11 protein-coding genes are annotated in these 11476 nt (G+C 57.8%); 3 read left to right on the plus strand and 8 right to left on the minus strand.

Features of this window, described 5'->3' with window-relative positions; genetic code table 11:
- Positions 1-81 precede the first annotated feature (81 nt).
- The gene (locus IF654_RS22070; RefSeq protein ID WP_047272824.1) at positions 82-486 is read right to left on the minus strand and encodes a flagellar basal body-associated protein FliL; all 405 of its coding nucleotides are present in this window, start codon (positions 484-486) and stop codon (positions 82-84) included.
- A gap of 270 nt (positions 487-756) precedes the next feature.
- Between IF654_RS22070 and IF654_RS23385 the strand changes: the two genes are divergently transcribed.
- A complete protein-coding gene (locus IF654_RS23385; RefSeq protein WP_080960265.1) occupies positions 757-1011 on the plus strand; it encodes a bacteriocin immunity protein in 255 nt (84 codons plus the stop codon).
- 64 nt (positions 1012-1075) lie between these two features.
- Here IF654_RS23385 and IF654_RS22080 read toward each other — a convergent pair whose 3' ends face one another.
- Positions 1076-1759, minus strand: a complete 684-nt coding sequence (locus IF654_RS22080) for an energy transducer TonB (protein WP_094987877.1) — start codon at positions 1757-1759, stop codon at positions 1076-1078.
- Between the two features lie 363 nt (positions 1760-2122).
- Here IF654_RS22080 and glpT point away from each other — a divergent pair, with 363 nt between their 5' ends.
- Positions 2123-3466, plus strand: a complete 1344-nt coding sequence (gene glpT / locus IF654_RS22085; RefSeq protein ID WP_047272823.1) for a glycerol-3-phosphate transporter — start codon at positions 2123-2125, stop codon at positions 3464-3466.
- On the opposite strand, the gene IF654_RS22090 is transcribed toward glpT, so the two are convergent.
- Positions 3463-4110, minus strand: a complete 648-nt coding sequence (locus tag IF654_RS22090; protein WP_047272822.1) for a gamma-glutamylcyclotransferase — start codon at positions 4108-4110, stop codon at positions 3463-3465. The genes glpT and IF654_RS22090 overlap by 4 nt on opposite strands.
- Before the next feature lie 240 nt (positions 4111-4350).
- Between IF654_RS22090 and IF654_RS22095 the strand changes: the two genes are divergently transcribed.
- Positions 4351-4830, plus strand: coding sequence for a sn-glycerol-3-phosphate transporter (locus IF654_RS22095; protein ID WP_169835844.1), 480 nt, complete (start codon positions 4351-4353; stop codon positions 4828-4830).
- Between the two features lie 91 nt (positions 4831-4921).
- Here the strand turns inward: IF654_RS22095 and IF654_RS22100 are convergent, their stop codons facing one another.
- The 5 genes from IF654_RS22100 to trxA all read right to left on the minus strand — a co-directional run bounded on the left by IF654_RS22100 (position 4922) and on the right by trxA (position 11372).
- A complete protein-coding gene (locus IF654_RS22100) occupies positions 4922-5890 on the minus strand; it encodes a CDP-6-deoxy-delta-3,4-glucoseen reductase (RefSeq protein ID WP_094987878.1) in 969 nt (322 codons plus the stop codon).
- Positions 5890-7356 carry a 4-hydroxy-3-polyprenylbenzoate decarboxylase gene (gene ubiD / locus IF654_RS22105; RefSeq protein WP_047272820.1) on the minus strand — a complete coding sequence of 489 codons (1467 nt, stop codon included), beginning with the start codon at positions 7354-7356 and terminating at the stop codon, positions 5890-5892. The genes IF654_RS22100 and ubiD overlap by 1 nt, the downstream gene beginning before the upstream one ends.
- Before the next feature lie 88 nt (positions 7357-7444).
- Complete coding sequence (locus IF654_RS22110) at positions 7445-9427, minus strand: acyltransferase family protein (RefSeq protein ID WP_047272819.1); 1983 nt, start codon at positions 9425-9427, stop codon at positions 7445-7447.
- Between the two features lie 121 nt (positions 9428-9548).
- The gene (gene rho / locus IF654_RS22115; RefSeq protein WP_047272818.1) at positions 9549-10808 is read right to left on the minus strand and encodes a transcription termination factor Rho; all 1260 of its coding nucleotides are present in this window, start codon (positions 10806-10808) and stop codon (positions 9549-9551) included.
- Between the two features lie 234 nt (positions 10809-11042).
- Positions 11043-11372, minus strand: a complete 330-nt coding sequence (gene trxA / locus IF654_RS22120; RefSeq protein WP_016783018.1) for a thioredoxin TrxA — start codon at positions 11370-11372, stop codon at positions 11043-11045.
- Positions 11373-11476: the final 104 nt, after the last annotated feature.

The following is an 11476-nucleotide window of genomic DNA, read 5'->3' on the forward strand; positions in this document are numbered from 1 at the left end:
TGAACGACTGACACCGGTTTTGTTCGCGACGCGATGGGCGCGAACAAAACCACTGCCTGCCCGACGAGCGCAGCGTCAGGCTTACTGAACGATCAAGTTATTGAACAGCAGATCATCAACCTGCGGCTTGCCGGTCTCGTCGGTCAGAACCTGCTGGATCTGCTTCAGCGCTTCCTGGCGCAGCTTTTCTTTATTCTCGACATTGCCCAGGGTTTCGCTGGTCTGCTGAGTGAACAGACCCACCAATTGGTTACGAATCAGCGGATCGTTTGCCTTCACGGCCTTGGCCGCTTCGTCGCCCGTGACGCGCAACGCGATATCGGCCTTGTAGACCTTGAGCTTCGGGCTGCCATCCAGACCGTAATTGCCTACAAACGGCGGGCTCAGGCTGATGTAGCTGACCTTGGCCTCGCCTTCTTTCGCTTCTTCGGCTACCGCTGCCATCGGCAAGGACAGGGCCAGCATCATCAAGATCCACGCTTTCACAATTCGCTCCTTTTTACGGTTGGGGGCAAGCATACGGGTCGTTTGGCCCTGGCCCAAGGGGTATAGCGGATGGGCAGATCACCAACAGACGGCTGCGGGCAGCCTCTTCGAGGTTATCGGCCAAGGTAAGCAAAGCAATAACGCGCCGATCTGCGACACCCCTTCTTCGGGCAAATGGCATAACTATGTACCTCACCCGCTGTTTAAAGCGCACGTACGTTTGTCTTCCCAATAACGGGAAAACCTGAATAAAGACAGCGGAGAGACAACATTAAAACTCAATACGAAGCGTACACAGAGCATGAACTCGTAAAACTGTTCACTGACATTTGGTGCATCAACTTCCTCTCTGAAGAAGAACACAGTGCCCTGGTGGAGCATTTTTTAAGGATCACTGAACACCCGGACGGTTTACAACTGACCGTCTACATCGAAGCGGGTATTGCAAAGGACCCGCAGGATGTCATTCGAATCGTGAACGAATGGCGACTTGCCAATGGCAAGCCAGGGTACAAAACCTCATGAGTCAACACGGGTGCCGTCTTTTCTAGAGCACCCGTACTCAGCTGCCTGAAGCGGCTGTCAGGGTTTACAACATTTCACTGGCCACCTGAATGTGATCACGCTCGAGAGACCTCGCCAGCAGGTCCTTCACCCCCTCCGGCAACGTATCGACAAACCGGCTGCCCCGATTTTTCTCACAGGTGCGGCTGATCTTCTCCATGCCTTGTGACAGCTCATACAAGGCCTCGGACAATTGCTCCAAGGTCAGATCTTGCGCGACATACAAATCGATCAAACGGCTGCGGGCTACCATAAACAAGGTCAGCCCCCCCAGCGGCATCTTCAGGTTGCGCCTTTCAAACCGGTGGATTTCCTCAACGTGTTTGCGACAGGTGGCGCCCGCCAGATCGACCCCCTGCAGCCTGCCACGGGCTTCACGGCTGTCGTTAAGACTGAACACCAGTGGCGATAAAATCTCGACCTGCTGCGGGTTGCCGTTTCCTGGCGTCCAGCTCGCAAACTGCCATTCGCGCACCACTTTAAGCACGGCGCCCGCGAATTCAGGATGGGTGCTGTACAGAATTTTGGGGTCAACCACCGAGCCATCGGCATTGACCTTGAACTTGGCCCGCACCTCACCGGGCAAGCCCACTCGCTCCAACTCCTGAGGGTAAGCAGGTTTCACCAGATAGTGCAGCGAGGGCACGAAATCCCCTGCCCACCCCTTTAGCGACACCGCCAATACGACCAACCCGATCCATTTCTTCATGCTTTCTCCCAAGCTGCGCGTTGAACGCCTGCATCAGTGCAGAGGGCACACATGATAGAAATTTGTCGCTAATTCTTTCAGGTCTCAGGTTCCCAACTAAACGTCGGAGCGTTCCGATTAAACGGACAGTACCTGCAACTGAAACACCCTTGAGTGCCTTGATAATTCAAGTGTCCAAGCCTTTTCGTACTCGCAAGATCGTTGTGGACAACCCCCACGCTTTTACACCTGTGCGACATGTTCATAAGTGAACATGTCATGTGGGTTGTTTCCGTTTGTTTCAGTTGAGAAGGCCTGTCATTTTCGGTAACGAAAATGTAACGTTCGGGCCCGCCGATATAACAAGAAATTTGGAGCTCTTGAATGTTTGCTTTTTTCCGACCTGCCGCTCATCAGGCACCGCTGCCTGCTGAAAAAATAGACAGCACTTATCGACGCCTGCGATGGCAGATTTTCGCCGGTATCTTTTTTGGTTACGCAGGCTACTACCTGCTGCGTAAAAACTTCTCGCTGGCCATGCCGTACTTGATTGACGAGGGGTATACCCGGGGTCAGTTGGGTGTAGCGATGTCTGCAATCGCCATTGCTTATGGCTTGTCGAAGTTCCTCATGGGCCTGGTGTCCGACCGCTCCAACCCGAGGTTCTTCCTGCCGTTTGGCCTGATGATTTCAGCGGCCGTCATGTTCATTTTCGGTTTCGCGCCTTGGGCCACGTCCAGCGTGACCATGATGTTCATTCTGTTGTTCATCAACGGATGGGCACAGGGCATGGGCTGGCCGCCCAGTGGCCGGACCATGGTGCACTGGTGGTCGCAGAAAGAACGCGGCGGCGTGGTCTCTGTGTGGAACGTGGCCCACAACGTGGGTGGCGGTTTGATCGGCCCATTGTTCTTACTGGGCATGGCGTGGTTCAACGACTGGCACGCCGCGTTCTACGTACCGGCCACCGTTGCGCTGCTGGTCGCACTGTTTGCGTTTATCACCATGCGCGACACGCCTCAATCCGTGGGTTTACCGCCGATTGAGGCGTACAAAAACGATTACCCGGCCGGTTACGACGCCAGCCACGAAGACGAATTCAGCGCCAAAGAGATTTTCGTCAAATACGTGCTGCGCAACAAAATGCTGTGGTACATCGCCCTGGCCAACGTCTTCGTCTACCTGCTGCGCTACGGGGTTCTGGACTGGGCACCGACCTACCTCAAAGAAGCCAAGCACTTCACCGTGGACACCACGTCGTGGGCGTACTTCTTCTATGAATGGGCAGGTATTCCGGGGACGCTGCTGTGCGGCTGGATGTCGGACAAAATCTTCCGCGGCAACCGCGGGCTGACCGGGATCGTGTTCATGTCACTGGTGACAGTCGCGACGCTGGTGTACTGGCTCAACCCGCCGGGCAACCCGACCGTCGACATGATCGCGCTGTTCTCCATTGGCTTCCTGATTTACGGGCCAGTGATGCTGATCGGTTTACAGGCGCTGGAACTGGCACCTAAAAAAGCCGCAGGCACGGCAGCCGGCTTCACGGGGCTGTTCGGTTACCTGGGCGGTTCGGTGGCGGCCAGCGCGGCCATGGGCTATCTGGTTGACCACTTCGGCTGGGATGGCGGCTTCGTACTGTTGATCAGTGCATGCCTGCTGGCGATCGCGTTCATGATCCCCACCCTGCGCCACAAGAAAACAGCCAGCGAAGCGCGTAACGCTTAAGGCTTGATTGATCCACAGCGCTTGAGCCGCGCCTCCAGATGACGGTCTGGCATGGCGTGGCTGCGCAGGGCGTTTACGGTCTGCTCTACATAATCGCGGGTGGTGCCGTAACGCCCGCAGGCGTTGGCCAGCACCTGGCCCAATACGTCATCTGGCAGATTGCCCGCATAGCTGGGCAGGTGCCGCTCCAGCACAAACCCCAACGCTTGTACCTGCGAACCGTCTTCAAGCCGGCAGGTCAGCCAGTGCGGCCGATACGACGGCACGGGCATCTCCCGCAGCCACAAGGCATAGAGGGCAGCGTCGAGGTTCTCTTCCGGTAGCCGATAGGCAAAGCCGCTGCATGAGCCACCCCGGTCCAGTCCGAACACCAAACCCGGCAATTGCGGGGTACCACGATGTTCGTGTGACCACAGGTACAGCCCGCGGTGATAGCCATGTACCCGACCGCGCACGCGTTCAACCGCTGAACACTCCGGGCGCCAGATCAGTGAGCCATAGGCGAACAACCACACCGGTCCACCTTTATGGCGCGCCATGGTGCCGTGCAGCGAGCTGCGCAATTGTTCAGGGGTCAACGGCGCCCCGAGATCAAGTCGCGGCGGGTAAGCGGGGGTCAAGCAGGTTGATTCAATGACAGTCATAACGAATGGGTACAGGCCTTGCGCACTTGCAGGATGTCCACAACATAACGTGCTGAATCTTATAGCACTGAATGCGAAATGACGCGCTTGGCCTGACATATGGCCACTGGGTCACGCAAACAACGCGATGCCAAACCGTCGGGCGTCGACCTGTTCCGGTCACGTTCAGGTTAACGATCACCCACCTCTTTATAGTGACCCGCCACTGGCGCACGCCAAACTGCCGACAGAGGCCCACCCATGAAGAAATCCGGAATCTGTGGCGTGTTGATGTTGGTCAACGCCAGCGCCGCGATGGCGCACGATGAAGCGCAACAGCAGGATCGAGATTTTTGGTATGCACAGACCAGCGTTTATACCCGGCATTTTTCGCCCGACCCCGAGCACAACAACCATCAGGACCTGATCGGACTCGAATACCACCACCGCTCAAACTGGCTGGCGGGTGCGGCGACCTTTCGCAACTCGTTCAGGCAACGTTCTTACTACGCATACGGCGGCAAGCGCTTCGACAGCGAGTCTTATCCCCTGTACTTGAAGCTGACGGGCGGGTTGCTGGAGGGCTACCACGGGAAGTATCAGGACAAAATCCCGCTCAATCGTTTTGGCGTGGCGCCGGTGATCATCCCGTCCGTGGGCGTTCATTACGGCCCGATGGCCAGCGAGCTGGTATGGCTCGGCTTCAACGCCGCCATGGTGACCACGGGGTTACGTTTTTAATCCTGGCAGGCGTGAACTCAAGGCGTGCGCGGGCACCCGCCGGTGCAGCCACTGTCGCGGCGCGGGGCTGCGACAGGCTGCACACGAGGCATCAGGGCCGTGGGCTGTACGCAAAGACGTCAGCGCGCATCTGGTGGGCGTCCATGCCTGCGGCGACCAGCGCGTCCAAGGTGCCGTACACCATGGCCGGGGACCCGCTTGCATACACGTAGACAGCACTCAGGTCGTGGATGTCTTCGCACACGGCTTCGTGCAACAACCCACAACGTCCTTCCCATCCGCACAGGTCACTGACCACCTTGTGCAAGTGCAAATTCGGAATGCTCTGCCACGCGTCCCACTCTTCCAGGGTGTAGAAGTCTTCAGGACGACGAACGCCCCAGTACAAATGCACCGGATGCGGGAATCCTTTCTCCCGGCAATGCTCGATCAGGCTGTGCATTTGCGCCATGCCAGTGCCCGCGGCGATCAACACCAGCGGGCCGTCGGGCAATTGGGACAAGTGGGTATCACCGAACGGCATTTCAACCCGGATCATTGCGTTGCGTTGCAGTTGCTCGATCAGGCGACGGGCGCTGTCTTCGCGCACTAGCACATGCAGTTCGAGGTCGCGCCCGGCGTGTGGGGCGCTGGCCAGCGAGAAGGCGGATTTTTCACCGTTCTCACGCTCCAGCATCACGTATTGGCCCGCGTAATAGCGCGGTGGCTTGCCCGCAGGCGCACGCAGACGCACGCGCCACACATCGCCGCCCATTTCGCTGCATTCGGTCAACTGACAGACCACGCTGCGCACCGGTAACTCTCCCAAGGCAAGCACACCGTCCCACAACACGACGCAGTCTTCCTGCGGCTGCGCCAGGCACGTATAGATCTCGCCATGGTCACGCATTTCGCCCGCCTGCTGGACGCGTCCTTCAACCAGCAAGGCGGCGCACACATGGCAATTACCGTTGCGACAGCTTTGCGGGCATTCATAGCCCAGGCGCTGCGCCGCATTCAGAATCGGCTCGCCGGGCAAGGTGTCCAACACCGCGCCTGACGGCTGCAAGGTAACTCGCATCAATCTATTCCCAATTGGTTCCAGATGTCATCGACACGGCGGGTCACTGCTTCGTCCTTGACGATGACCCGCCCCCATTCGCGCGTGGTCTCACCCGGCCATTTGTTGGTCGCATCGAGCCCCATCTTCGAACCCAGACCGGACACCGGCGAGGCGAAATCGAGGTAGTCGATCGGCGTGTTGTCGATCATCACCGTATCGCGCTTGGGGTCCATGCGCGTGGTAATGGCCCAGATCACGTCGTTCCAGTCGCGGGCGTTGATGTCGTCATCGGTCACGATCACGAACTTGGTGTACATGAACTGACGCAAAAATGACCACACGCCGAGCATGACCCGCTTGGCGTGCCCTGGGTACGACTTCTTCATGGTCACGATGGCCATGCGATACGAGCAGCCTTCAGGCGGCAGGTAGAAGTCGGTGATTTCCGGGAACTGCTTTTGCAGGATCGGTACAAACACTTCGTTGAGCGCCACGCCCAAAATCGCAGGCTCATCCGGTGGACGGCCGGTGTAGGTGCTGTGGTAAATCGGCTTGATCCGATGGGTAATGCGCTCAACGGTGAAGACCGGGAAGCTGTCCACTTCGTTGTAGTAACCGGTGTGGTCGCCGTACGGTCCTTCCGGTGCCATTTCACCCGGATGAATCACGCCTTCAAGGATGATTTCCGCCGTGGCGGGCACTTGCAGATCGTTGCCGCGGCACTTCACCAGTTCGGTGCGGTTGCCGCGCAACAGGCCGGCAAACGCGTATTCGGACAGGCTGTCAGGCACTGGCGTCACGGCACCCAAGATGGTCGCGGGGTCAGCGCCGAGCGCCACGGAAACAGGGAATGGCTGACCCGGGTGTTTTTCGCACCACTCGCGGTAATCCAGTGCACCGCCCCGGTGGCTCAGCCAGCGCATGATGACTTTGTTGCGGCCTATCACTTGCTGTCGGTAGATGCCGAGGTTCTGGCGATCCTTGTTTGGGCCCTTGGTGACGGTCAGGCCCCAGGTAATCAGCGGCGCCACATCGCCCGGCCAGCAGTGCTGCACCGGCAACATGGCCAAATCGACATCGTCGCCTTCAATCACGACTTCCTGGCACACCGCGTCTTTAACGACTTTCGGGGCCATGGAAATAATCTTGCGGAAGATCGGCAGTTTCGACCACGCGTCCTTCAGACCTTTCGGCGGCTCTGGCTCCTTGAGGAACGCTAGCAGTTTGCCAATTTCACGTAATTCGCTGACAGACTCAGCCCCCATGCCCATGGCCACGCGCTCTGGCGTGCCGAACAGGTTACCGAGTACCGGGATCGTGTGGCCGGTCGGGTTCTCGAACAGCAACGCCGGGCCTTTGGCGCGCAACGTGCGGTCACAGATTTCGGTCATCTCCAGCACTGGAGAGACGGGAATCTGGATGCGTTTCAACTCTCCGCGCTGCTCTAGCTGCTGCACGAAATCCCGAAGATCCTTGAATTTCATTGACGTTGGCACCCTCAAAATAGGCGTACATCCTACCTGCAATGCCGCCCGCTGGCAGCTTATCGCTGCTGGGCGGACGGATTTGAACTCACTTCACGCCCAGCGCCCTGGCGCCTGCCACCTCTTGGAACAGCGGGGCGAGCACAGGAAGCAGTAAGCGGGCACCGACCTCGGACAGGTGGTTGTCATCGGTATACAACGAATGACCCTCCTGTTCGGCCCGGCACAGACCCGTGTCATCACACAGTTGCGGCGTAGGGTCCAACACCTTGACGCCGGGGTCGTTGGCAGCGAGTTGAGCGAACAGTTGGTTGATAAACGCCTTCTGCTTGAGGTGCTCGGCCAGGGCAAAACCGGTGCCCGAGGTCGGCTGATGCAACATCGCCAGCCGACTCAAGCGATACGGGGGGTTAAACGGTTGCAACGGGGCTTCTTTCATCAGCCACACCCGGTGGCCGGCCCTGCGCAGCTCATCAATGCGCGTGCGCAACCCGTCCGCCAGACGCTGCTCAGCGATGGCCCGGTCATAGTGGCCGTCCGCCGCCTTGAGCGCATGGCCCTTGTCGCCCTTGGCGTCGCCGTCGAGGTACAGGCTCCAACGTGCCACCAGCATTACGTCGCCGACCGGTTCGGCATTGAGCGTCTGTTCCACGCGCCGATTGTAGTGGGCACACCGCTCGCCATGTTCTAGCCCTTGCAGCGGCAAACAGCCGGCCGAACTGGCCAACATGACATTGACCCCGTACTGGCGGGCGCTTGCGTCCAGCGCCGGAATCAACGCCGTGGCATGACTGTCGCCCCACACCAACAACTGCGCTGGCGCATCGGGCGTGCCGTAGCGGCAAAACGGTGTGTCTGCCGGGCTTTTGTCATCGGTGATGCAGGCCATCAGTTCGGGCCGCCATTTGCTGGCGTTGGCGTATTGCAATGCCTGCTCTGACAAACGGGACGGCAAGCCATCCGTCCAGCGCAGCGCTTGCCCCGCCAGCCCCAACACCACAATGCCTAGCGCTGCGGCGGTCAGAATCTGACGACGCCCGGCCAGCCATCGACGTTCACGAAACGGGGTTTCAACGAATCGCCAGGATAAATAGCCGAGGATCAACGTCAGCGCGATCAACGCAGCGGTCAACACGGGGCCGAAGTCATCCACACTGGCATAACTGCCAAACACGAACACCGGCCAGTGCCACAAGTACCAGGAATAAGAAATCAGACCCAGCCCGACCATCACGCGGGTGCTCAATACCTGACCGACCCACGTGCGGTGATGCTCGTTGGCCCAGATCAGGGCCACCACTCCTATGACAGGCAACAGCGCTGCGGCACCGGGGAAAGGGGTGCTTTTTTCATAGCCGAACACTGCCACCAGTATCAGCGCCAACCCCAACAGGCTGAAGCACTGCGCCGCAGCTGGCGTCAGACGTTTCTTGGGTTCAGGCGCGATGGCCAGCATGGCGCCAGCCAATAGCTCCCATGCGCGCATCGGCAGCAGGAAAAACGCTTTCTCCGGGTGATGCGCCACAGCCCAGACGCTCAAGCCAAATGAAATCAGTAACAGGCTGAACAAGGCCATGCGCCAGTGCCTGAAACGGCTGGAAAGCAACGTCAGTATTAGCGGGAAGACGATGTAGAACTGCTCTTCAACCGCCAATGACCACGTGTGAAGTAACGGTTTCAGATCGCTGGCGGCGTCGAAGTAGCCTTCCTGGCGCATAAACAACAGGTTGGACGCGAACATCACCTGGTAGCGCACCGAGCGCCCCAGCTCTTCGTAGTCCTTGGGCGCCATCAGGAACCAACCCGCCACCAACACCGCCATCAGCAAGACGAACAAGGCGGGCAAGATCCGTCGCGCGCGACGTGCCCAGAACTCGACGAAGCTGAAACGTCCGGCTTCACGCTGACGCCAGATGATTGAAGTGATCAGATAACCGGAAATGACGAAGAACACATCGACGCCCACAAAGCCGCCGGAAAAACCGGGTACACCAAAGTGAAACAGCACGACAGCAATCACGGCAACTGCGCGCAGGCCATCAATATCCCTGCGATAAACAAGAGAAGTCATAACGCTCGAAACTCGCTAATACATTGTTTTTGTTGACCGGAGTTAAGCACAAACCTCCCTTTTTTATGTTTAAAAAAAATGGCGCCCTGGAGGGCGCCATTTTTTGAGTCGAGAAACCGTATTACTTGCGTTTCATCGACAGGAAGAACTCGTCGTTGGTCTTGGTCTGTTTCAGCTTGTCGATCAAGAACTCAATGGCGGCCACTTCGTCCATCGGGTGCAACAGCTTGCGCAGGATCCACATGCGTTGCAGCTCGTCGTCCGCGGTCAGCAACTCTTCACGGCGTGTGCCGGAGCGGTTAATGTTGATCGCAGGGAAGACGCGCTTTTCAGCGATCTTGCGGTCCAGAGGCAGTTCCATGTTGCCGGTGCCTTTGAACTCTTCGTAGATCACTTCATCCATCTTCGAGCCGGTTTCAACCAGCGCGGTGGCGATGATGGTCAGCGACCCGCCTTCTTCGATGTTACGTGCCGCACCGAAGAAACGCTTTGGCTTCTCAAGGGCGTGGGCATCAACACCACCGGTCAAGACCTTGCCGGAGCTCGGGATCACGGTGTTGTAGGCGCGGGCCAGACGGGTGATGGAGTCAAGCAGGATCACCACGTCCTTTTTGTGCTCAACAAGACGCTTGGCCTTCTCGATCACCATTTCAGCCACTTGCACGTGACGGGTTGGCGGTTCGTCGAAGGTCGACGCAACCACTTCGCCGCGAACGGTGCGCTGCATTTCGGTTACTTCTTCAGGACGCTCGTCGATCAACAGAACGATCAAGTGAACTTCAGGGTTGTTACGCGAAATGTTCGACGCGATGTTCTGCAGCATGAGGGTCTTGCCCGCTTTTGGCGGAGCAACGATCAGACCGCGCTGACCTTTACCGATTGGCGCGCAGAGGTCGATCACACGACCGGTCAGGTCTTCGGTGGAACCGTTACCGATTTCCATCTTCATGCGAACGGTCGGGAACAGCGGGGTCAGGTTCTCGAAGAGAATCTTGTTTTTCGCGTTCTCAGGACGATCGTAGTTGATCGTGTCGACCTTCAGCAGGGCGAAGTAACGCTCGCCTTCTTTTGGCGGGCGGATTTTACCGACGATGGTGTCGCCGGTGCGCAGGTTGAAGCGACGGATCTGGCTGGGCGAGACGTAAATATCGTCAGGGCCGGCAAGATAGGAAGCGTCAGCAGAGCGCAGGAAGCCGAAGCCGTCCTGGAGGATCTCCAGCACGCCATCACCGGAGATTTCCTCGCCGCTTTTCGCGTGCTTTTTCAGCAGGGAGAAAATCACGTCCTGCTTGCGCGAACGGGCCATATTTTCTATGCCCATTTGTTCGGCCAATTCGAGCAGTTCGGTAATCGGCTTTTGCTTGAGTTCAGTCAGGTTCATATAGGAATGACGTAATCATTTATGGAGGGGGGAAATTAAGCTTTTGGCTTAATGAGGCCGCGCCGCAGAGAAGGCGACAGGATCGCGTACTAATTCGATAAGGAGTGCGTCGGCGACGGCTTGCAGGGGGCAGTGGAGAAACCAGTGCGGGGCCGAATGTAACACTTGCTTTTCATAGCGTCTAGTCCTTGAGCCATGAAAAAGCCCCGCATTTAGCAGGGCTTTTATCGACACTTAGATGTTGGCGTCGAGGAATGCAGCCAATTGCGACTTCGACAGCGCACCCACCTTGGTGGCTTCGACATTGCCGTTCTTGAACAGCATCAACGTCGGAATACCACGTACGCCATGCTTGGCCGGGGTTTCCTGGTTTTCATCAATGTTCAGCTTGGCAACGGTCAGCTTGCCTTTGTACGTCTCAGCGATCTCGTCCAGAACTGGCGCGATCATTTTGCAAGGGCCACACCATTCAGCCCAGTAGTCGACCAGTACGGCGCCTTCAGCCTTGAGAACATCGGCCTCAAAGCTAGCGTCGGTGACGTGTTTAATAAGATCGCTGCTCATGGAAGTCTCCGTGGTGGTAAGCAAAAACGTAGCACATCATAGCCGTCATCACTGCGTTCAGGAAGCTGACGCTTGATTGACTATAACTATAGTCAGCCATGAGC

This window comes from Pseudomonas lundensis (assembly GCF_015377145.2).
In the GTDB taxonomy this organism is placed as follows: domain Bacteria; phylum Pseudomonadota; class Gammaproteobacteria; order Pseudomonadales; family Pseudomonadaceae; genus Aquipseudomonas; species Aquipseudomonas lundensis.